This is a genomic window from Photorhabdus asymbiotica (assembly GCF_003634575.1).
Classification (GTDB): Bacteria; Pseudomonadota; Gammaproteobacteria; order Enterobacterales; family Enterobacteriaceae; genus Photorhabdus; species Photorhabdus asymbiotica.
Map to the genome: position 1 here is coordinate 23352 of NZ_RBLJ01000003.1, position 23805 is coordinate 47156.

The window sequence follows — 23805 nt, forward strand, 5'->3', positions numbered from 1 at the left end:
AAGTTAATATAAAAATAAAGCTTTTATTTGTAAAAATATTAATACATTGATTAATAACAACAAAAAACAAATTTAGCAAAGAAATTGTTACCAAGATCACAATTAAAACTAACAAAAACATTAGCATATTGCAACAAAACGATTTATATTTTATTAACATATTAATAAATGCATCTTAAAACTGTCTGCTTAAGTTTATGAGGAGTTGTTAATGAAAGGCACTGTTTTCGCCGTAGCCCTCAATCATCAGAGCCAGGTAGATTTCTGGCATGACTCATTTCAGCAAGAACCTTATAAAACCTTACCTAAGACACCTGTATGGTTTATCAAACCACGGAATACCGTCATCAGCTCCAACGAAGTTATCCCCCACCCTACAGGTGAAGAAGTTCAGAGCGGTGCAACACTAGCACTCGTAATAGGCAAAACTGCTCGCAAAGTCGCCATTGAAAACGCAGCCAAATATATCGCAGGTTATGCGTTAGCGAATGAAGTTAGCCTGCCTGAAATAGCTTTCTATCGCCCAGCAATTAAAGCTAAGTGTCGTGATGGTTTTTGCCCTATAGGTCAAATGGCAAATCCAGAATCAATTGATGAGCTGGATATCATTACTGAAATCAATGGCCAGGAAGTTGATCGTTGGTCAACAAAAGATCTGGTGCGCTCCGCCGCAGAATTAATCGCAGCATTAAGCGATTTCGCAACACTGCAAGAGGGTGATGTGATCCTACTTGGAACGCCACATCAACGTGTATCCATCAAACCAGGTGACAAGGTTGTTATCCGGGCAGCAGGCTTCCCATCGCTGGAGAATCACGTTGTGCAAGCAGGAGAAAAAGCATGAAGCACGCAAGAGTCCATTATCAGGGTCAAGATCTGAATGTTACTGTTGATGATCAGGAAAGTATCTGTCTGCCAGATGGCAGTAAAGTCAGCTGCGAATCCGTTCAATGGCTACCACCAGCAAATGGCACGCTATTTGCCCTCGGTTTGAACTATGCTGATCACGCTACTGAACTTGAATTTAAACCACCTGAGGAACCACTGGTTTTTATCAAAGCATCCAATACCCTGACCGGTCATCGCCAGATTTCTGTTCGTCCTGATAATGTGGAATACATGCATTATGAAGCTGAGCTGGTTGTTGTCATCGGCAAAACCGCCCATAAAGTTACCAAAGAAAATGCCATGGATTACGTTGCCGGATACACCGTCTGTAACGATTACGCGATCCGCGATTATCTGGAAAACTACTATCGCCCTAATCTCCGCGTCAAAAGCCGCGACACACTGACACCGATTGGTCCGTGGATCACAGATAAAGCCGACGTACCCGATCCCCATAATCTGATATTAAGCACCTGGGTCAATGGTGAACTACGTCAACGCGGCACAACTGCCGATCTCATCTTCGATATTCCTTTCCTGATTGCTTACCTAAGCGACTTTATGACTCTGCAACCGGGAGACATGATCGCCACCGGTACACCCAAAGGGCTATCTGACGTAATTCCGGGTGATGAAGTTGTTGTTGAAGTTGAAGGTGTTGGGCGTCTGGTCAACCGTATTGTCAGCCAGCAAGAATATGAGGAGAGCTTGTCATGACGATGATTAACCATTGGATAAACGGCAAAAACGTCACCAGCAAAGAGTATTTTGAAACCACAAACCCTGCTAGCGGTGAAGTACTAGCTGAAGTTGCGTTTGGTGGTCAGGAAGAGATTAATCAGGCGGTTGCCGCGGCAAAGGAAGCTTTCCCGAAATGGGCTAATCTGCCAATGAAAGAACGTGCTCGCCTGATGCGCCGTTTAGGGGAACTGATTGATGAGAATGTGCCTGAAATTGCAGCAATGGAAACCAAAGATACCGGTTTGCCAATTCATCAGACGCAAAATGTTCTCATTCCACGTGCTTCTCACAATTTCAATTTCTTTGCCGAGATTTGTCAGCAAATGAACGGTAGTACCTATCCAGTTGATGACAAGATGCTCAACTATACGCTGGTGCAACCCGTCGGTGTTTGTGCACTGATCTCGCCGTGGAATGTGCCATTCATGACTGCCACCTGGAAGGTTGCACCTTGTCTGGCGCTGGGCAACACCGCTGTTTTGAAAATGTCAGAGCTTTCTCCATTAACCGCAAATCGGCTTGGGGAATTGGCTCTGGAAGCAGGAATTCCTGCCGGTGTACTGAACGTGGTTCAAGGCTACGGTGCGACTGCCGGTGATGCACTAGTGAAACATCACGATGTACGCGCCGTTTCTTTTACCGGCGGTACCGCAACGGGTCGCCAGATTATGAAAAATGCTGGCCTGAAAAAATATTCAATGGAATTGGGCGGTAAATCGCCGGTTTTGATCTTCGAAGATGCCGACATTGAACGCGCACTCGATGCGGCCCTATTTACGATCTTCTCGATTAACGGTGAACGCTGTACCGCAGGCTCACGTATTTTCATTCAGGAAAGCATCTATCCTGAATTTATTAAACGTTTTGCTGAACGCGCTAATCGCCTGCGCGTTGGCGACCCGCAAGATCCAAACACGCAGATTGGTGCACTTATCAGCAAACAGCATTGGGAAAAAGTCTCCGGTTACATCCGTCTGGGTATTGAAGAAGGCGCAACTCTGCTGGCAGGAGGCCCAGATAAACCGATTGATTTGCCGGAACACCTAAAAGACGGCAATTTCCTGCGCCCAACGGTTCTGGCGGATGTTGATAACCGTATGCGCGTCGCTCAGGAAGAGATCTTCGGCCCGGTCGCTTGTCTGCTGCCATTCAAAGATGAAGCAGAAGGTCTGCGCCTGGCTAATGACGTGGAGTATGGTCTGGCTTCTTATATCTGGACGCAAGATGTCAGCAAAGTATTACGTCTGGCCCGTAATATCGAAGCAGGTATGGTATTTGTCAACACCCAGAACGTCCGCGATCTGCGCCAACCATTCGGCGGCGTGAAAGCCTCCGGAACAGGTCGTGAAGGCGGTGAATACAGTTTTGAAGTGTTTGCTGAGATGAAAAACGTCTGTATTTCTATGGGCGATCACCCAATCCCACGTTGGGGGGTGTAACAGATTCATCAGCGTTAACCACGGCAAACCCCGGTTTGCCGTCCTGATATCAAGCGAGGATTTTATGGGTAAGTTAGCGTTAGCAGCCAAAATTACACATGTGCCATCTATGTATCTGTCTGAACTTCCGGGGAAACATCACGGTTGCCGTCAGGGAGCCATTGACGGACACAAAGAAATCAGCCGCCGTTGCCGTGAAATGGGCGTCGACACCATTATCGTGTTTGATACACACTGGCTGGTGAACAGTGCCTATCACATCAACTGCGCCGATCATTTCTCCGGCATTTACACCAGTAATGAATTGCCACACTTCATCCGTGATATGAGCTATGAATATGACGGTAACCCTGAACTTGGGCAAATAATTGCAGAAGAAGCCCGCAATATGGGCGTGCGAGCTCAAGCACATGAAATCCCAAGTCTGAAACTGGAGTACGGTACTCTGGTACCAATGCGCTATATGAACAGTGACAAACATTTTAAAGTGGTCTCTGTCTCCGCATTTTGTACCGTCCACTCTTTTGAAGACAGTCGTCGTCTTGGGGAAGCCATTCTGAAAGCCATTGAAAAATATGATGGTACGGTTGCCGTGCTAGCCAGTGGTTCCCTCTCTCACCGCTTTATCGATGATCAACGGGCCGAAGAAGGTATGAACAGTTATACCCGCGAATTTGATGAACAGATGGATCACCGGGTCGTCCAGCTTTGGAAAGAAGGTAAGTTCAAAGAGTTCTGCAAGATGCTGCCAGAATATGCAGATTACTGCTATGGCGAAGGTAATATGCACGACACCGTGATGCTGTTGGGATTACTCGGCTGGGATAAATATGACGGTAAAGTGGAATTTTTGACTGAATTGTTTGCCAGTTCCGGCACGGGACAAGTCAATGCCGTATTCCCGCTGCCTGATTACATTACTAATAAACAAGTTATCGCCTGATTTGGAGTAACCCATGCCACATTTTTATGCTGAATGTACGGAAAACATTCGTGAACAAGCCAATCTGCCAGAGTTGTTTAGTAAAGTGAATCAGGCGCTGGCGGAAACTGGCATTTTCCCATTGGGGGGAATCCGCAGTCGCGCCATTTGGCTGGATACCTGGCACATGGCTGACGGTAAACATGATTACGCATTTGTCCATATGACGCTGAAAATCGGCGCTGGACGCAGTCTTGAAAGCCGTCAACAGGTTGGTGAGCTGTTATTCACGCTGATTAAAGAACACTTTGCCTCGCTGATGGCGCGACAGTACCTCGCCCTCTCTTTTACGATGGAAGAGTTGGACCCGGTATTAAACTACAAACAAAACAACGTCCATTCCCTATTTCGTAAGGAATAACGATGCCGAAGCCCTTTAATCAACATCCCCCGCGCTGGCTGATCCCTTTATTGGGTTCACTGGCGGCTTTCGGGCCGCTGTCGATTGATATGTATCTGCCGGCCTTGCCAGAAATGGCAAGGCAATTACAAGCAACACAAGGACAGATGCAATATACCTTGGGCGCATTTTTCATCGGTTTCTGTATTGGAATGCTGTTATATGGTCCATTGAGCGACCGTTTAGGGCGAAGAAAACTGTTGCTCAGTGGTATGACGTTATTCGTCGCCGCCAGTCTGTTGTGTACGCAGGTGACACAAATTGAGCATCTGATTTTACTGCGTGCATTACAGGCATTTGGCAGCGGTGCAGCGGTTGTCATGGCCAGAGCCATCGCCCGTGATATCTATGGCCCACAGGAATTACCCCGGGTGATGTCACTCATGACTTTGGTGACCATGATAGCGCCACTTATCGCACCGTTACTTGGTGGCCTACTGTTAACCAGCTTCAACTGGCGGGCCATATTTATTCTACTAACCCTGGTCGGCTGTATCAGTGGATTATTATTATTGTTTTTGTTACCAGAAACACTGCCTGCCAATCATAACAGTGGAAAGCTTATCACCACGTTTAAAAACTACGGCAAGTTACTGGCTGACGGTGAAGCAATGGCAATTATCAGCACGGTGGCGTTCTCTTGCGCTGCCATGTTCGCTTTCATCAGTGGTTCACCTTTCGTTTATATCAACTATTTTCAGGTTCCAGCCAATTATTACGGACTATTGTTCGGCTGTAACGTATTGGGCATGATCGCTATGGTGTTGCTCAATGTCCGGTTACTAAAAGTTTACAACCTTTCCCGTCTGTTATTGATCCAAACCAGTGCGCAATTACTGTTTGGCATTTTATTGGTTATCTTTTATCAGCAAAATCTTACTGTTATCGTTACTTTGGTCGTACTGGTTATATCACTGGTTAATGCCATTGGTACTAATGGCCTCTCTTTATTACTTCAACATCGAGGCCAATTTGCCGGCAGTGCCAGCGCACTCGCTATTGCTACGCAATTCGCTATGGCGGCACTCGCCAGCATTGCAGTTTCCTTATTACAGGATGAAACCCCTTTTGCTATGGCTCTTGTGATGGCAGTTTGTGCTGGATTGAGTTGGTTATGTCAGCAACTGGCAACCGCTCGCCAGCAAACATCATGCACACAAGTTTTTTCAGGAGAAAAAAAGCAATGACAAATAATAATGTCAATATCGCCCTACTGCGTCAGCAAGCTTATATCAACGGACAATGGATCGATGCTGATAACAAAGTGACTTTTAATGTGGCTAACCCAGCAAATGGAGAAGTTATTGCACAAGTTAGTGATCTGGGCGCTGCTGAAACAGAACGCGCCATTGAAGCGGCTCAACAAGCCCTGCCAACCTGGAGAGCAATGACCGCCAAGCAACGTAGCCAACTTCTGCAACGCTGGTTCCAGTTAATAATGGAAAATCAACAAGCACTAGCTGAATTACTCAGTCTGGAACAAGGGAAACCACCAGCAGAAGCAATGGGAGAGATCGCTTATGGCGCCAATTTCATTGAGTGGTTTGCGGAAGAAGGTAAGCGTACTTACGGTGAAACTATCCCAAGCCCTCTACCGGGCCGTCGGCTCATCACTATCAAGCAGCCAATTGGCGTTGTTGCTGCCATCACGCCGTGGAATTTCCCTAATGCCATGATCACCCGCAAAGTTGGCCCTGCTCTGGCAGCCGGTTGTACTGTGGTACTAAAACCCGCCTCAGAAACACCGCTTTCAGCCTTGGCTCTGGCGGCTCTGGCTGAACAAGCTGGTATTCCGGCTGGCGTACTGAATGTGGTCACCGGAATCAATGCGAAAACCATCGGCGGCGTTCTGACCCGAAGCCCAATTATCCGCAAACTCTCTTTTACCGGTTCAACCCGCATCGGTAAGTTACTGATGGCACAAAGCGCCGATACCGTGAAAAAGTTATCACTGGAACTGGGTGGAAATGCACCATTTATTGTCTTTGATGACGCGGATATTGATGCGGCAGTACAAGGCGCATTGACAGCCAAATTCCGCAACAGTGGCCAAACCTGTGTTTGTGCTAACCGTATTCTGGTCCAGGAAACCATTTATGACACATTCGCAACACGTCTGGCACAAGCGGTCAATACATTGCATGTTGGCCCAGCCAGTGATGTCAAATCACAACAAGGCCCGCTGATCAATCAGGCTGCTATTGATAAAGTGCAGGAACACATCAGTGATGCCATTTCTCACGGCGCACGCATACTGACTGGTGGAAAACCACATGCTCTGGGCGGTTTATTCTTCGAACCTACCGTGCTAGCTGATGTCAATGAATCCATGCTTGTCTCCCATGAGGAAACATTCGGCCCCATTGCGCCTCTATTCAAATTCCGTGACGAAGCAGAAGCTATTCAGCTGGCCAATGATACTGAATTTGGACTGGCCGCCTATTTCTACTCTCGTGATATTGGCCGAATCTACCGCGTAGCTGAAGCGCTGGAAAGCGGCATGGTCGGAATCAACGAAGGTTTGATTTCTAATGAAGCCGCTCCATTCGGCGGCATTAAACAATCTGGGCTAGGGCGTGAAGGCTCACGTTACGGCATTGAAGATTATCTGGAAGTGAAATATCTCTGCTTTGGTGGCATAGAAGATGCAGGAGCTTAACCGCATGTTACAGAAAGAAGTCATATCACAAATTGCACACCGGCTGCATCAGGCAGAGAAAAGCCGTGAGCAAATACGCCAGATCTCGTTGGATTATCCTGAAATAACCATTGATGAGGCTTATGCTATTCAGCGCGAATGGGTAGATTTAAAAATTGCGGAAGGTCGCATACTCAAAGGCCATAAAATTGGCCTGACCTCTAAAGCCATGCAAGCCAGTTCGCAGATCAGTGAGCCAGACTACGGTGCGCTGTTGGATGATATGTTTTTCCCTGATGGCAGCGACATTCCATGTGATCGCTTTATTGTTCCCCGTCTCGAAGTCGAACTGGCATTCATATTGGCAAAACCTTTACGTGGCCCGAACTGCACGCTGTTTGATGTTTACAATGCAACAGATTATGTCATTCCAGCACTGGAATTGATCGATGCCCGTTGCCACAACATCGATCCAGAAACCCATCGTCCGCGCAAAGTGTTCGATACGATTTCAGACAATGCCGCCAATGGCGGTGTGATTATGGGAGGACGCCCGATTAAACCAGAAGAGTTTGATCTGCGCTGGATCAGCGCCCTGCTCTATCGCAATGGCGTGATTGAAGAATCCGGTGTCGCGGCAGCGGTACTTAATCATCCAGCTAACGGTGTCGCATGGTTAGCAAACAAACTAGCCCCACATGGTGTTCAACTTGAAGCAGGACAAATCATTCTCAGTGGCTCTTTTACTCGCCCGGTTCCAGCAAATAAAGGAGATACCTTCCATGTGGATTACGGCCCCATCGGTGCTATCAGTTGTCGTTTTGTTTAAAGAGGAAAAATATGGATCGGTTAACCAATAAATTTAAACAAGCATTAAAAGCAGGCCGCCCACAAATCGGCTTATGGTTGGGGCTTTGCAGCTCCTATAGTGCAGAATTAGTTGCCGGAGCCGGTTTCGACTGGTTACTCATTGATGGCGAACACGCTCCGAACAACGTTCAAACGATTCTAAGCCAATTACAAGCAATTGCCCCATATCCAAGCCATCCCATTGTACGTCCGCCCTGGAATGATCTGGTGATCATCAAGCAGCTACTGGATGTGGGTGCCCAAACTTTATTAATTCCCCTGATACAAAACGCCGAGCAGGCTTACGAAGCGGTTCGTGCAACCCGTTACCCACCAGAGGGTATCCGTGGTGTAGGTAGCGCTCTGGCAAGGGCTTCCCACTGGAACAGAATTCCTGATTATCTGCATCGTGCCAACGATGAAATCTGCGTTCTGGTTCAGGTAGAAACCCGTGAAGCACTGCGTAACCTGCCGGAGATCCTCGAAGTAGATGGTGTGGATGGTGTTTTTATCGGGCCGGCGGATTTGAGTTCAGATATGGGTTTTGTCAATAATCCGCAACACCCTGAAGTAAAGGCCGCAATTGAGCAGGCAATCGCCCAAATCAAAGCAGCGGGTAAAGCACCGGGCATTCTGATGTCAGCGCCTGATGTTGCTGAACATTACCTGAAACTCGGCGCGCTATTTGTTGCTGTTGGTATTGATACGACTTTGCTGGCACGTTCAGCAGAAGCGCTGGCTGCACGATTCGGCGCAAGTAAAGACCTGCCAGCAACACCTTCATCTGATGTCTATTAATCTCAACTAGCGCAACATTAACAACCGATTTACCCGACAACTTTTTGATTTGCCATAACAATGTAATACAGATAAAAAAATAATAAGGAAAATTACAATGAGCGATTCATCAACTGCCGCGCAACAGCCGGGCAATCTAGCAGCTCAACATAAGCAACTCACGGCACAACAGCAATCCGTCATTAATAAACTATTTCGTCGTCTGATTATTTTCCTATTCGTATTATTTGTATTTTCATTTCTGGATCGAATCAATATCGGGTTTGCTGGCCTGACAATGGGTAAAGATCTTGGACTGAATGCGACAATGTTCGGTCTGGCAGCAACGCTATTTTATGCCACTTATGTCATCTTCGGCATTCCCAGTAATATCATGCTTAGTATTATCGGGGCACGACGCTGGATAGCCACGATCATGGTGCTCTGGGGGATCTCTTCCACTGCCACCATGTTCGCCACCGGCCCAACCAGTCTGTACATCTTACGTATGCTGGTCGGTATCGCCGAAGCGGGTTTCGTACCGGGTATCCTGTTGTATTTGACTCATTGGTTCCCGGCTTACTATCGCGCCCGTGCTAATGCGCTGTTTATGGTGGCAATGCCGGTAACAATGGCTTTTGGTTCTCTGGCTTCCGGTTATATTCTGGAAATGGATGGCCTGATGAACCTTCACGGCTGGCAGTGGCTATTCCTGCTGGAAGGTTTTCCTTCAGTATTACTAGGAATTATCGTTTGGTTCTATCTTGATGATTCGCCAAAACGAGCTAACTGGCTGACAGATGAAGACAAAAAATGCTTACAAGAGATGATGGATAACGACCAGTCTGCTCTGGAGCAATCGGCAGACTCATCAACTCATCAGGCAATGCAAAAACGCAGTATATGGCGTGAGATTTTCGCGCCAATCATGCTGATGTATACCTTGTCCTATTTCTGCCTGACCAACACACTAAGCGCGATTAATATCTGGACGCCGCAGATTGTGCAAAGCTTCAATCAGGGCAGTAGTAACATTACGATCGGCATTCTGACCGCCATTCCTCAGTTTTGTACCATTGTCGGGATGGTTTACTGGAGTCGTCGTTCAGATCGGTTACAAGAACGTAAAATACATACAGCTCTGCCCTATCTGTTCGCTGCCGTGGGCTGGATATTGACCTCATTAACCAACCACAGTGTCATTCAACTGCTTGGGATTATTATGGCTTCAACCGGTTCATTTACCGCAATGGCGGTCTTCTGGACCACGCCGGATCAAGCTATCAGCTTACGAGCAAGAGCGATCGGCATCGCAGTTATTAGCTCTACAGGTAACATAGGTTCAGCACTCAGCCCGTTATTAATCGGCTGGCTGAAAGATCAGACAGGGAGCTTTAATACCGGTCTCCATTTCGTCGCCGGATTACTGGTCATTGGTGCCGTCATTATCTGGATGATCCCAATGAAACATTCCAGACAGAAAACAACGTCATAATTTTCAATAAAAAGGAAAAACCGTCATGATTGAGCCTATCATTGCCAATATTGATATCAGCAAAGACTATGATGAGACTCAAGGCACTGATGATGTGCATTATCAAACATTTGGCCGAATGGCAGCATTTTTCGGTCGTAACATGCAGGCTCATCGCCATGATGGTTTCTTCCAGCTTCATTTTCTGGTCACCGGACATATTGAATTACAGTTAGATGAGCAACACTATTCTGTACAAGCCCCGCTGTTTATCCTAACGCCGCCATCTGTTCCTCACGCTTTTTTTACTCAAGATGACAGTGACGGATACGTCCTTACCGTGCGACAGGAACTGATATTACCGCTATTAGAATCACTCTATCCTGTAAACAAAGACGTTCTTGATATTCCCGCTATTTGCTTATCTGTCGCAGATAAACCGGCAGAGTTAGAGGCTTTTAACCATTATTGGGCGCTGATAGCTCGCGAATCATCTAATAACTTTGCCGGGCGGGAACAATCATTAACATTTTTAGCGCAAGCATTATTCACCTTGCTATTGCGCAATATTCCTCTTGATGACCATCCCGTTAATGGTGTGCGAGGGGAGATTAAAATATTCCAGCGATTTAACCAACTAATAGACAGCTATTACCATCATCACCTTGCCGTACCAGAATATGCTAACAAATTAGGAATTACAGAATCGCGGTTAAAAGATATGTGCCGGAGGTTTGCCAACCGGCCACCTAAAAGATTAATTTTCGATCGCCAGTTACGTGAAGCTAAACGACTACTATTATTCAGTGATTGCGCCATATTTGAAATTGCCTATCAACTTGGGTTCAAAGATCCCGCCTATTTTGCTCGTTTCTTTAATAGATTGGTTGGCTGCTCCCCCAGTTTTTGGCGGGAAAGACATATTCATGAAAAATAAATGTCAGTGCTGAACAGCAAAAACTAAATAATCAAGTATGCTCATCAGGAAAATATGCCTATTTTATTGTTTGCAGAAATAGCTATATTTTTCGAACAATGGATTAAGCATTATATTTAGGTAGCGATAACTGAACGCTACCTATACCCGTTATCTTTCAAGTTGCCTCTTTGTTGGCTGCACTCACTCACCCCGGTCACATAGTTATCTATGCTCCCGGGGATTCGCTCCCTGGCCGTCGCGATGCATCTTGAAATCCATAGGGTATATACCCGTTATCTTTCAAGTTACCTCTTTGTTGGCGGCACTCACTCACCCCAGTCACATAGTTATCTATGCTCCTGGGGATTCATTCACTTGCCACCGCGCTGCAACTCGAAATCTATTAGGTATAAATGTAAACTAATATACGCGATCTTCACAAATACTATATCCAGATGTCCCGGCGATATAGTGCTTCCAGGTTATATTTTGATAAGAAATTGACAACATTTCCTCTGGTTGATTATCCGCATGAGTTACTGAATGAGGATACAACACACTAAAACTCTTTATCGTGGCCTTGGTAATCATGACTGAATAATATTTTTCCTGAGCACCTATACTTGACGTTCTGTAGAATTCAAAAAGAAGCTCCAGCTCTTCATTATCAGAGATAGCAATACCTAATAACGGCGATGATTTATCTATTGGTTTGACAAATCTAACAGGTTGATGATTAACATTTTGCTCTCTGGTAATATCATGTTCGAAAGATAGAACAAATATCTGATCCTCATGACCAATTTGATATTTATTACCAATGGAATCATAAGATGAACACCCAGCAGATATCAGTCCTTGTTTCTTTCCTCTTATCGTAACGTAAATGGAGTTAGCCATTTATCTCTACCTTTTTAATTTAGTTAGTAAAAAATCATATAAAACATCTACTCTTAGGCTGGATATCGTCCTCAGCCATAAACTCAGCATACAATAATAGTACTTAATTATCGCATCATGCACAGATACTTAAACACTAAAGCACTCATAGATACTTTCCTCCTCTTTCTTCTCTCCTTCCTATATCACCCCATCAATTTGTACGCAAGGCTAATCAAAGTTGCTACTATTAATTCTACAGATAACCCAAGTTCAGCACTTCGTCTACTATTAACTATCTGTCTGAAAACCCAGACAGACTGTTTTGATTTTATTCTATATTTCGTTATCAAATTATTAATTCTGAAATTATCTGGATGATGCCAATGAAAAAAATCCCAAACTAAAAGCAATACCATGGCTTAAATAAAGAAGAAGAAATCATTATGACTGAATCTATCATTTAAACGACAAGCCATATAACAGCTACCGTCCTATCTGCTTTTTAGTTGTGACGACTTTCTGTTATCAACTTATCCAAGATTTAACCATTTTTATTACAAAACCTCTTTCCTGAATTAAAATTCTGAATATACTGGAGCTTTACGATTCACGGTAACTATGAAGGATAAGTGATGGCAACCGGAATGCCAATATAGATAATTTTATCAAATAAAAGGAAATAACAGATGAAATCTCCTTACTATACGGTAGATAAATTGGGATCTTTAGGTTCTGATGTGACATATCCCATACTCCATAAATGGCTACCTAATAACTCGCGCAATGTATCTATACCCAATAAATTTTGAGTTGCAGCGCGGCGGCAAGTGAACGACTCCCTAGGAGCATAGATAACTCTGTGACTGGGGTGAGTGAAAGCAGCCAACAAAGCAGCAACTTGAAGGATGAAGGGTATAGTCAAAGCGGTTTACGGGTATATAAGGCAATCTGTTCACAAAGCAAAAAAACTTAATAATAAAGTACGCTCACTAAGGTAAAACACCTATTTTACTATTTATGGAAGTAGAGAAAAGACAATGCATTTAATCATGAGAGTTCCAGAATGAGCAAATTAGCTTTAAATATCACTTATGCCATCTTTTGTACGTTATTTATATATATGATGTCCTCTTTAGAAGAAGAATATTACACCAATGGTAGTAATGTAAAGGACATCTGTGATACTTATAGAGCACTGCTAGATGATACCCGCGAGCTATTCTCTCCAACGTGTTTACTGATTATATCACCCCTAATTTATGCAACTGTAAAAAAAAGATTTAAATCATTTTCCCTTAATATCATTACATTCACTCTATTGGCATATTGGATATGGCGTTTTTTTATCAGACTAATGATATGTATTTAGAATAATTTCAACTGTTCAGGTGGTGACTGGCAGGGGCTGCCTGAATATAAATGCGATTGTCACAAACATGTTCCCCGAATACGAATAGCTCAAATTCTTAAGTCCACTTTGTATTAGATTTTTTAGCTAGCTATTCTTATGTTTTTTCATTTTCATGCTTTCATTCTCTTTGACAAATGTAAATTATTTCAAATTTACAAATTTATGGTTGATTTTTACACACCCCCTACTTTATACATTTCTTGACTCAGAATCGAAAAAGCTGCATTAAGGAGTAACGAGTATGGCAAATATCATTTATTTAACACTGAAAGGTAAAAAACAGGGGCTGATTTCTGCTGGCTGCGGCTCCTCAGACTCTATAGGAAATAATTATCAACACGGCCATGAAAATGAGATTTTTATTTACTCACTTCAACATTTAATGACGAGAGAACAACATGTATCTCATCATCCGGTTATGGTGATAAAACCCATCGATAAATCTTCGCCTCTATTGGCTCGAAGCCTTGACGAGAATGAGGAACTAGAATGTCTATTTGCGCATTACAGAACATCGCTCACTGGAGGATTAGAAAAACACTATTCCGTCAGACTGGGTCATGCCTCTATCACCAGCATAAAATACAATTTTCCGCATTCTAAAGATAATAATGCAGGCATACCACAAGAAATTATCTGTTTCTCTTACAAAGATATCACATGGAACAATATTATCTGTTCAACAGGTTCTTATAGCTTCTGGGATGACAGAGTTTATTAATATGAATAATACTGCCTATTTGACTGATGACACTGTTGATTTAGATTCTGAAAATGGATTACGCATTGTTTTATCGCCGGTTCAGCTAGCGGCAATTCTGTCAGATAATACCATCACAGAAGAGGAGACCTGGAGTAATAGAATATTAGGTGGTGCGGGTTTAGCCGCAGGGGTAGTTGAACTTATTGGCGCTGGCGGTCTTTGTCTGGCACCTGATCCGACAACACTAACTAAGGCTGCCTGTGTTATTGTCGGGGCACACAGTCTTGATGTGATGAATGCTTCTGTCAGTCAAATGATGACTGGCAGAGAAACAGCGACGGAAACTTATCGTGCAGCAGTAGAACTAGCAAAAGAATTTGGTGCTGATAATTACACCGCTTCTGAAATAGGACTCACCGTCGATATTGCTGTACCGTTGTCATTCGCTTCAATGGTGGGTGCTATTAGAGTTGCCTCTGTACGGGTAGGCAGAATTAAATTAATTGAGCATGAATCTCCTACAGGTTTAAAACCGGGCGGCCATACTTTAGCTAAACATGTTGGGTTATCTGAGCAGGAATTGAGGACTAGAATACTAAACAGTAAAGGAAGATTAAGAGAAGCAAGCACATTTTATAATCAAGATGTTGCAGAGAAAGTGATTTCGAAAGCCTTAAAGAATAATCAGATAAAAATAACCACTTTATTGAAATACACCCCAAAAGGAGTAAGACAAGAGATAGATTATATATCAAACACGCCTGTTGGTTTCGGATTTATTAAAGGATCTGAAAACTTGCAAGAATTATACAAAGTTAGAATAGTTTTAACTCATTCCGAATTTAATGGTAAACTGTATTATATATTAACAGCGTTTCCCACATATTAAGATCTTAGGAAAGAAAAATGGAACTAAATCGCCTAATGTTTGCTTATTTCAATCAAGACTATGACATAATATCTGGCCCTGAGCTTGATGATGTTATCAATGACTATCTTGATACCACGAATGAAGCAATGAAGAAAAATCTAATACAGGAGATAGCGTCTTTTATCCATAATTCAGAAAACATAGAGAAAGATTTTCAAGCGCTCTATTATAGTTCCAGTTTTTGCCCTAAATTATGGGATACCACAGCACTTGAGTTTTTAGAGCACGTATCAAAAAAAGCACAAAATTTCCTAAACGAGCATACTAAAAAAGATGAATACAAATAGTTAAAGTATTCTTAAATGAAAAAATACATAAATAGGTTTAATTCAATGGAAAGAGGAATAGAAAGAAAATCTATAGCTAATTTAATGACTACTTATTTTTATCAATATTATCAATCATTTGATAAAACAACAGATGAAATAATGGCTGACCATCTAAACTGTCAATATCCAATAATCATAATAAGTTTAATAAGAGGAGTTAATAATTTTACCCGTAATTCTGATGACGTAGAAAAAGACTTTCATAATTTTAATTATGATGAATTTGTTCCTAAATTAATGGGAAACCACCACGTTAGACTTTCTAAATCATGTATCCAAATCAGCCCAATAATATTTGGATAAAGATGGCTAACCATAGTGATTTTTAATGTAACAGTAAATAAAAAGGTCAAATACAATGGGAATGAAAGAAAGATTACAATATATAGATAAGTTTAAAAAAGCTTTTGATCGTCAAGATTATGAGTTACTTGGCAAGATGCTTAATGAATTAGGTGAATTACGAATGAATTATCTTAATACCGTACCAATAGTATTATTAGACAGTATTCATTTACTTATCTGCTATGTTAAAGATATCAAAAAAAATTCTGCTAACTCGCATTACAATGAATTTGAGCAGAAATTACGTGAAACTATTGACACTATATTAGAACACTTAGAGAATACATCTCAAATAATGCAAAATTTTATAAATGAACACCTTGAAAAGGATGAATAAATCAATTTTATCACCGTGAAATTCTTAAGTAAAAACAGGCGCTTTTGAAGGTAATAAATAATTATACCCAATAAATTTCGAGTTGCAGCGCGGCGGCAAGTGAACGAATCCCCAGGAGCATAGATAACTATGTGACTGGGGTGAGTGAAAGCAGCCAACAAAGCAGCAACTTGAAGGATGAAGGGTATAGACATTATACTTCAAAAGCGCCATTCAATGATAATCTATATCCAATAGATTTCGAGTTGCAGCGCGGCAGCAAGTGAACGCATCCCCAGCAGCATAGATAACTATGTGACTGGGGTACGTGAAAGCAGCCAACAAAGCAACAGCTTGAAAGATGAAGGGTATATACCTAGAAAATAAATACTGACCGATGATTAAGAAACATATTGAATAGGCAAAAATGAAGCCATTTAAAATTCTTATAACTGAATAAGGTGTTTCTTCTCAGAGAAGAAACACCTCAAACTATTAAGGTTTGTTTTTGGTTGTTATAACTCAATCAGCCCCTTCTTTGAAAGTGATGTCGATGATCTGGCGGGCGTTAGCCATAGCATCGAAAATACGCTCTTCAAAGAAGCACACATCATCCTGCGACATTGACAGGTTAGAATACATTCGCGATAACGGTGAGAACTGGATGCCGTAGTGTTTGGCAGTCTCACGAATGATGATGTCGCAGATCTTTACCTTATCACTGTAGTCTTGGGATCGTTCGAGCGGCTCCTGTTGACAATGATACACCAGCGCGGTTGGCATGCCCTGAATCACCAGCGGTAAATCAGCTGCTTCAGCCGCCTTGACGAAGACGTTGGACAGTTGACGGGTAATGTTAGCCATGCGGTCGTAGCAACCCAGATCACGCTCAATCAGAGAGAGGGTTGCCTTGATAGCCGCCAGCCCCAGCGGATAACCGTTAAAAGTACCGGCATGGATCACCTTGCCACGGGTATACAAGTCCATGATGTCGCGGCGGCCAACGATGGCAGAAACCGGCATTGCACCGCCGCCCAATGCCTTACCAAAAGTCGCCAGGTGTGGGGTAACGCCCAACAGTTGCTGTGCACCGCCAAGACCCAAACGCACACCAGTGATAATCTCATCGAAAATCAGCACAATATTGTATTTTTCACACAACGCCTTGGCCTTCTCCAGATAACCTTCACGCGGGAAAATGCCACCACCGTTGAGGCAGATAGGCTCCATCAGCACAGCGGCGATTTCATCATGATAGCGCTCAATAGTAGCCTCAAGTACGTCGATATCGTTCCACGGCAGCATAAAGGATTGCTCAGCAATCGAGCCAGTCGCTCGTCCCCAAGTATCGAGCAAGTCGCCCTGGAATTGCTCCGGCACCGGATAGTGAAGATCCTGCTTATTCCGCCATCCAATGATATTATCGGCACTGCCGTGGTAATGACCGTGGAAACGGATAAAACGATTTTTACCGGTAAAACCACGTGCCAGACGTAATGCGTTCTGTACCGCCTCAGTACCACTCAGGCAGAAGCGCACCATCTCAGCACAGGGAATATGCTTCACCATGGTTTCACACACATCCACTTCCAGATCGCAGGTATCCACCGACGTGACCTTACCCATGTACTGGATCAGCGACTCGTTATAGGCTTCGTTATGATGGCCGACAAACAGCGCGCCGAACTTACAGAACAAATCGAGGTATTCATTACCATCCAGATCCCAAATACGTGAGTTGCGCCCACGGTTGAACGGGATCACCAATGGCCGTTCAGCATCGCCGAAGTTGTAATGAGTGCCACCTGGCAACAGATCGCAGCACTTTTTATAAAACTCTTTTGACCTTTCCAATGACAGTTTTGTTGCTGTGTCCATAAATTGCTTACTCTCCACCTGTGTTTGTGATGTCAAATTACCGTTGGTATAGCTCGCATCTTTGAATAAGTTAAACGGCACGTACCGTTTAACCGATTCTGGAAGTGTGACGTGCATCAGTTCAAGCAGGGCAATGCGAGTCAGGTAAGCGGCACCATTCATCAGTAGATGAGCAAGTTCTGCCACCTTGCGCTGAGCCACGTCCTCCAGTGGCGTGCCCTGCAACCACTCGTTCATCGCCCCCATTGCCGATCCGCACCAAATCTGGTAATCCATATGCCGGGTCGCTTCACCGTTTATCGCCCAACGTGATGACTGACCGAGATACCACTGGAACAACAACGCCATTTTTTTCTTTGGCCGCTGTTCCGCCTTTTCAATCTCCGCCGGCAAGTTGCAACGCTGGAAATAGGCCACCGTTTCCTGCCAGATATCAGCCAGCGGTTTATGGAAGATCTGCGTTTCCAACAAGGCCACGTCCTGCGCCGAGAGTTCATCCAAACTGTCGTACTGCTTATATAGTGCCTGAAGTTTCTGGGCGCGTATTGCATACATATTGCCCAGTTTTAGTACCTGTACTTTAGCGCCCAACTCAAACATATCCGCCGATGGCACCATCGCCACGTCGCCTATTTGGGCCTTACCTAACATCTGTTTTACCACCTCAGAAGTGCCAGCCTCTATACAAGCTTGGTTTATTGACCCAGTCACCACATACGCTGCGCCAAGAGCAAAGGCAGACAAAATAGCGTGAGGGGTTCCCAAACCACCGGCTGCCCCAATCCGCACTCGGAAACCATAGCAAGATTCGCGCTCAATATCGTCGCGTAGTTGTACCATGGAGCGAAAAATGCAGGACAGCACCCCTTGATCAGTATGGCCGCCGGAGTCCCCTTCCACAGTAATGTCATCTGCCATCGGTACCTGACGCGCCAGCTCTGCCTGCACGACAGTAATCATTCCCTGATCCAACAGTTTTTTCAGCATGTTTTCCGGTGCCGGACGCAAGAAATTTTGGGCAACCTCACGGCGTGATACCTTGGCTATGATGCGGTTTTGGCGCAGGATGCTACCATCTTGTTGCTGTGTCAGCCCACAAGCTCGGTAGTACACCAACGCCACGCTCAGGTTGATATAAGCCGAAGCCTCAATCACCCTGACCTGTTGCTCCATGCACAACCGCACACAGGCCATTTCCCATTCCGGATTGCTGGGAGTATGAAGTAGGTTGACACCGAATGGCCCGTTAGGGAGATGCTGGCGCAACGTGGTAATCGCCTCAGCAATGCGTGAAATGCTCAACCCGCCAGCGCCAAATATGCCCAAGATACCTTGCTGGCCCAAGGCAATTACCATCTCTTCCGAGTGAATGCCATTTGCCATCGCCCCAGCGTAATAGGCCAGACGTACACCATAATCCCGTCGGAAACTGTCATCCCCCAGATCGGCTGCCGTCACCGCCGGTAACGTGCCGAGCACAACCGCCTGTTCAGAGGGAAGTGGCTCACTGGCCGGTAACAGCACCACTCCGTCACCCAATTGCACGACTTGCAGAGCATGGTCAAGATCATACAAACTGGCAGATTGGTTAACAAATAAACGATAACTCATTTTTTCATGCTCCCTGTGTCAACAACATCGTAGAAGAAGTGGCTGGTAGAGACAGGCGCCGGGTAAAGCCTACCCCCAGGTTATCGCACAAACCAATGACGTTGCCGCGATAAATGATTTCAGCAATGAAGATCAGCGAGATAGCCGTCAAGGCGGTGCCATTATCTTGGTACTGTGCATCGATCGATTTACAGGTCAGACGATAACGTAACACGTCGCGCTCACGCTTGACTTCACTACGGAATTTGGCGCTGTACTGAAGGTTATACAGTGTTTGGGAGACCAAATCGCTTTGCGACTTCAACCCCAGATAATATAGGTAGAACTTCATCAGTTGTTCACAGCCTTCAACCAATAACGTGGCCGGCATGATCGGATCGTTCTTGAAATGCACTTCGAATACCCAGTGCTCGGGATCAATATCCACTTCACCGATCACCTCCCCCAAGCCAAAAGGCCCTCCGGACAGGTCAACATCCAGTACTCGGCTAAGCATGCGTGAATGTGGAGCAGAAAGTCTGCCAGTGCCTTCAACGGCATATTGCGGGCCAAAACAGGCGGCAATGTCTCCTTGCATCAGAGCATTAATATGTTGTTCGTCAAAACGTCGGCGCGAACAACGTAGTGGCGGAGTGAAGGGCTTGGCCCGTTTTGCGGCGGCAAAATACGGCGTGGTATCTATCTGCCTGACTTTGGCAATGTCGCGCATAGTGAAAAAGCCCGAATTAGCCTCCTGTTTTAACACCAAACGCTCACCGACATAGCAGTAATATTCATAGGCAATTAAGACCATGCCTCCAGCTCGCACGCAGGATTTGATATCAACCCGGCCACGCAACACCTCACCCACCTTCGGCATCTCGCTGTACATCGTGGTTTGGCTGTCTACCGCGCGGTAGCTCAATTGTCCTTTGAATAAGTGGTCGCAGCCAATGACGGTGAAAGCCACTATCAGCGCGTGGGACGATTCCAAGACGATAAAATCCGGAGTCTTACCGTCTACCACATACCAGGCATCAACAGGGATATCGTACTCCCACTCAATGTAACAAGGCTCAAGCCGATCCTTAACCGCGGACAACGCGGTAATGCGCGAGACAAACAGGTAAGGTGGAGATGGCATGCGGGTACGTACCGGATAACAATCCACCTTGTCATACTCAGCTCCCAGCACATTCGCCACTAAACCGTCAGTCAGTTCAACAATCTGACGTTCATCAAACAATGGCGCACTAGCGACGGGGGAATGCTCGTTTAGGATGCGATTGAGCAACTGATAATAGGACTGTTCAAGGCGCAGGTACTGCAACTGAGTTTGCGCATTGCGCACCAGGTACTTAAGCGCGGTAGCCGTAGGGGTTATCTGAGTATCAGGGTTCGCCGCAATATTCACCGCACCAGAGAAACGTGCCAGATTGGTCTCATTGATAATGAAATCAACCAGCATTTTCTCCCCGGCGGTATAGACCGTAACTTTCAACCCCTCCGTAGCAGGTGCTATGGTTTTCGCAGGCCGGGTACGGGTGCCATCCTGTGGTTCGCGCAGGATCATATGACTGTAAGCGCGGTCAATACCGATATGATTGATCGCCGCACGCCGTAATCCCCGTGCCGGTTGCGGCCAAAACTGTGTTTGCCTTGGTAGGGAAAAATGATCTCCGACGTTATCAGCCAACTGAGTGGATTGTGCATAAATGGGCAACGCCGGCAGGTAACGCTGGGTTAGTTGCAACGCTACCTTGATAATTCCCAACAGACCATTAGCCGCCGACAGATGACCATAGTACGCCTTCAGTGTGCCTAAGGTCAGCGGTGCCTGACGCTGCGGTGAGGCATATACCCGGCTCAATGCGGCCAGCTCGGTGGCAATCTCATCAGGCCGCCCACCAGCGTAAACTTCAACGTAGCCGATCTGTTCCGCAGTGCAACCCGCGGCTACCAGTCCCTGCGTCGCCGCAGCAACCATCTCCTTTTCATCGATTTTAAACGCCAGTTGGCGATCCACCGTATGACTGATTGCCAAACCTTCAACTACGGCATAAATAGGGGTAGCCTCACGCAGAGCATCCTGTTCACGCCGCAGCACCACAACACCACCACCATCTCCCACCGCTTGATTCGCCTGACATGACTGATGATCCCATAGGACATTTTCCACCCCGCCGGCAAAACTACAGCTGGCAACAATCACGGCCTCGACTTGTTGACGGGCGAGCAGGAATTGCGCCAGCTCAAAAGCTTTGAACGGCGCGCTTTCTTCACTGTACAACGAAAACACCGGGCCATTCAGGTGCAAGTGTGCGGCAAGCCGACTCGCCACTACGTTACCAATTCCACCAGTAATACCCTCTGGGTACGGGGCTGAACATAGACTGTCCTTCAGGATGGTTTGTAACGCCAGCACATCGGTATCAGGTAATTCAATGCCATGACTGCGCAGACTATGTTCCAGTTGCCAGCCAATTTCATTGCGTGCCTGACTACGCAGGCTGCCATAGTCCACTCCACCGGCCACAATTACGGCAATATTACGTTTACTGCCATCTAGCGTATAACCCGCATCGAAAAAAGCTCGCTCAGCTACCGGCAATAAAAACAAATGGGAAAGTAGATATGGACTGACTACATTCGGTGGTAGTTTGAAACGTTTGCAGTCGAATTCGAATTTCTCAATGTAGGAACCCAACGGTGGTTGTTCTACCCCACGCATCGCCAACACATCAGCTCGCTGTTCGATCCCCTGCCAACGCGTTCGCGGCAATGGATACAGATGCTGTATCCCCTGCTGTACCACTTGGTCCAAGGTATCGGTATCTTCTGTCTGCGCCAAGTGTACGCCCACACCCACCAGCGCCAAAGGCTCGATCGCCAGCGGACGCCAGGATTCGCTTTGTGTAGCTCGCAGCCGTGGATGATCCTCACTGATCACCATATGAGCATTGACACCACCGAAGCCGAACGCATTAATCCCAGCACGCTTTGGTCGGCCATTGGCAGGCCACGGCAGGGCACTACGAACCACGTGTTCCAAACCAATCTGGCCGCCCGGCGTAGTGACCAGTTGCTGAACGCCAAGGGTCGCTGGAATCAAATCGTGCTGCATGGCCAGGAGCACTTTCAACAGGCTGCCCATGCCAGACGCTGTCAGCATGTGGCCATTGTTGGCTTTGTTGGCCCCCAATAGTGGCCTCTTTTCCACGCCGTCAAAGAAGGCTTCGACCGTCGCCAATTCGATTTGATCACCTACCGGAGTACCAGTAGCGTGGCACTCGAGGTAGTCGATCTCCGGGCTGCTGTTGCGGTAGGCACGCTCCAGCGCCAATCGCTGCCCGTTGATGTCTGGTACCAAAATATGCTTGGCACCGGCGTCGTTGGATAAACCGACCGATTCAATTACGCCATAAATTTTGTCATTGTCGCGGATAGCATCGGCATAGCGTTTAATCGCCACAATGCCAACCCCTTCACCAGCTTTCAATCCTTCAGAAGTGCGGTCAAAGGGCACCGATGCACCACCATCTGGGAAAGCCCGTAAAACATTAAACCCTTGATTAACATAGATATGATCGGCATGACAAACAGCACCGGCCAGCATCATCTCTGCCTTGCCGCTGGCAAGGTAATCCATCGCCATTTTTATCGCGTAAAGCGCAGATGAACAGGCGGCATCCAGAGCATAACTCGGCCCCTGCAAGCCCAATGCCTGAGCGGCGATGGTGGCATTATGTCCACCGGTTATCAGGTTAAGGTCTGAATGCTCTTCTTCCGGCCAAAATTGATCAAAGCCGAAATCAGGACGCCCAATTAATTGCTGGATATATGGCGTTAATAAACGATGGTAAAACGGATTCATCAAACGCTTACCGCTGTGCGTCGGCATACCGATGTTACCAATTAACAACCCTGTCTTTTTTAACACGGCTGGCTTATCTCGATATCCGCTATCATTCAGCGCTTTTGCAGCCGCATAAATCGTCCACTTAAACAAATTATCTAAAGTAAGTATTTCATTCTCAGGCAGCGCATAGCCTTTCGCATCAAAGTGAAAATCGCGAATATGTCCATTTCGGTTATAGTTTATTTTATCAACAGTGCCTGAAATCGGATGATAATAAAGTGCAGGATCGACACCGAGTTCCTTAGCAGACAACGGGGTTGCACTATCATTTTTCAGGCAAAGATTTTCCCAGTATTTTTCAATGGTATCTGCCTCAGGAAACAGACAACCCAACCCCACAATGGCAATATTTTCCATGACAGAGTAACTCCTAAGCATGACAAAATTTCCCTGA

General features: G+C 45.5%; 21 protein-coding genes. 18 read left to right on the forward strand and 3 right to left on the reverse strand.

Annotated features, from left to right (window positions below):
• Positions 1-211: 211 nt before the first annotated feature.
• From BDD30_RS12415 to hpaA, 11 genes are all read left to right on the forward strand, one after another.
• Entirely contained in the window at positions 212-844 is a 633-nt protein-coding gene (locus tag BDD30_RS12415) for a fumarylacetoacetate hydrolase family protein (RefSeq protein ID WP_012777120.1), read from the forward strand.
• Positions 841-1605 (forward strand): fumarylacetoacetate hydrolase family protein, encoded by a 765-nt coding sequence (locus BDD30_RS12420; protein WP_012777119.1) that lies wholly within the window; start codon positions 841-843, stop codon positions 1603-1605. Before BDD30_RS12415 ends, BDD30_RS12420 begins: the two co-directional genes overlap by 4 nt.
• Positions 1602-3068, forward strand: coding sequence for a 5-carboxymethyl-2-hydroxymuconate semialdehyde dehydrogenase (gene hpaE / locus BDD30_RS12425; protein ID WP_012777118.1), 1467 nt, complete (start codon positions 1602-1604; stop codon positions 3066-3068). Before BDD30_RS12420 ends, hpaE begins: the two co-directional genes overlap by 4 nt.
• A gap of 64 nt (positions 3069-3132) precedes the next feature.
• A complete protein-coding gene (hpaD, locus tag BDD30_RS12430; protein WP_012777117.1) occupies positions 3133-4011 on the forward strand; it encodes a 3,4-dihydroxyphenylacetate 2,3-dioxygenase in 879 nt (292 codons plus the stop codon).
• Between the two features lie 13 nt (positions 4012-4024).
• Entirely contained in the window at positions 4025-4411 is a 387-nt protein-coding gene (locus BDD30_RS12435; RefSeq protein WP_012777116.1) for a 5-carboxymethyl-2-hydroxymuconate Delta-isomerase, read from the forward strand.
• A gap of 2 nt (positions 4412-4413) precedes the next feature.
• On the forward strand, positions 4414-5637 hold the full coding sequence (locus BDD30_RS12440; protein WP_012777115.1) for a Bcr/CflA family multidrug efflux MFS transporter: 1224 nt from the start codon (positions 4414-4416) through the stop codon (positions 5635-5637).
• Complete coding sequence (locus BDD30_RS12445) at positions 5634-7109, forward strand: NAD-dependent succinate-semialdehyde dehydrogenase (protein ID WP_012777114.1); 1476 nt, start codon at positions 5634-5636, stop codon at positions 7107-7109. The genes BDD30_RS12440 and BDD30_RS12445 overlap by 4 nt, the downstream gene beginning before the upstream one ends.
• 4 nt (positions 7110-7113) lie before the next feature.
• Positions 7114-7917: a 2-oxo-hept-4-ene-1,7-dioate hydratase gene (hpaH, locus tag BDD30_RS12450; protein ID WP_012777113.1), complete on the forward strand. Its 804-nt coding sequence runs from the start codon at positions 7114-7116 to the stop codon at positions 7915-7917.
• Positions 7918-7928: 11 nt separating this feature from the next.
• A complete protein-coding gene (gene hpaI / locus BDD30_RS12455; protein WP_012777112.1) occupies positions 7929-8735 on the forward strand; it encodes a 4-hydroxy-2-oxoheptanedioate aldolase in 807 nt (268 codons plus the stop codon).
• A 97-nt stretch (positions 8736-8832) separates the two neighbouring features.
• Complete coding sequence (hpaX, locus tag BDD30_RS12460) at positions 8833-10209, forward strand: 4-hydroxyphenylacetate permease (protein WP_012777111.1); 1377 nt, start codon at positions 8833-8835, stop codon at positions 10207-10209.
• Between the two features lie 25 nt (positions 10210-10234).
• Positions 10235-11125: a 4-hydroxyphenylacetate catabolism regulatory protein HpaA gene (gene hpaA, locus BDD30_RS12465; RefSeq protein WP_012777110.1), complete on the forward strand. Its 891-nt coding sequence runs from the start codon at positions 10235-10237 to the stop codon at positions 11123-11125.
• Between the two features lie 402 nt (positions 11126-11527).
• Here the strand turns inward: hpaA and BDD30_RS12470 are convergent, their stop codons facing one another.
• Positions 11528-12007 carry an Hcp family type VI secretion system effector gene (locus tag BDD30_RS12470; protein WP_012777109.1) on the reverse strand — a complete coding sequence of 160 codons (480 nt, stop codon included), beginning with the start codon at positions 12005-12007 and terminating at the stop codon, positions 11528-11530.
• A gap of 1045 nt (positions 12008-13052) precedes the next feature.
• On the opposite strand from BDD30_RS12470, the gene BDD30_RS12480 reads away from it, so the two are divergent.
• The 7 genes from BDD30_RS12480 (at position 13053) to BDD30_RS24695 (ending at position 16311) form a co-directional block, all read left to right on the forward strand.
• Positions 13053-13358: a YjeO family protein gene (locus BDD30_RS12480; RefSeq protein ID WP_071823678.1), complete on the forward strand. Its 306-nt coding sequence runs from the start codon at positions 13053-13055 to the stop codon at positions 13356-13358.
• Between the two features lie 283 nt (positions 13359-13641).
• Positions 13642-14121: an Hcp family type VI secretion system effector gene (locus BDD30_RS12485; protein WP_012777107.1), complete on the forward strand. Its 480-nt coding sequence runs from the start codon at positions 13642-13644 to the stop codon at positions 14119-14121.
• A 1-nt stretch (position 14122) separates the two neighbouring features.
• Positions 14123-14992 (forward strand): RNase A-like domain-containing protein, encoded by an 870-nt coding sequence (locus tag BDD30_RS12490; protein ID WP_012777106.1) that lies wholly within the window; start codon positions 14123-14125, stop codon positions 14990-14992.
• A 17-nt stretch (positions 14993-15009) separates the two neighbouring features.
• On the forward strand, positions 15010-15321 hold the full coding sequence (locus tag BDD30_RS12495; RefSeq protein WP_012777105.1) for a contact-dependent growth inhibition system immunity protein: 312 nt from the start codon (positions 15010-15012) through the stop codon (positions 15319-15321).
• Between the two features lie 45 nt (positions 15322-15366).
• The gene (locus BDD30_RS12500; RefSeq protein WP_041381608.1) at positions 15367-15666 is read left to right on the forward strand and encodes a contact-dependent growth inhibition system immunity protein; all 300 of its coding nucleotides are present in this window, start codon (positions 15367-15369) and stop codon (positions 15664-15666) included.
• 55 nt (positions 15667-15721) lie between these two features.
• Positions 15722-16045, forward strand: a complete 324-nt coding sequence (locus BDD30_RS12505) for a hypothetical protein (protein WP_012777104.1) — start codon at positions 15722-15724, stop codon at positions 16043-16045.
• A gap of 131 nt (positions 16046-16176) precedes the next feature.
• Positions 16177-16311 carry a hypothetical protein gene (locus tag BDD30_RS24695; protein WP_282958034.1) on the forward strand — a complete coding sequence of 45 codons (135 nt, stop codon included), beginning with the start codon at positions 16177-16179 and terminating at the stop codon, positions 16309-16311.
• A gap of 235 nt (positions 16312-16546) precedes the next feature.
• Here the strand turns inward: BDD30_RS24695 and BDD30_RS12515 are convergent, their stop codons facing one another.
• The gene (locus BDD30_RS12515) at positions 16547-19513 is read right to left on the reverse strand and encodes a PfaD family polyunsaturated fatty acid/polyketide biosynthesis protein (RefSeq protein WP_012777103.1); all 2967 of its coding nucleotides are present in this window, start codon (positions 19511-19513) and stop codon (positions 16547-16549) included.
• 4 nt (positions 19514-19517) lie between these two features.
• Positions 19518-23768: a hotdog fold thioesterase gene (locus BDD30_RS12520; RefSeq protein ID WP_041381606.1), complete on the reverse strand. Its 4251-nt coding sequence runs from the start codon at positions 23766-23768 to the stop codon at positions 19518-19520.
• Positions 23769-23805 lie beyond the last annotated feature (37 nt).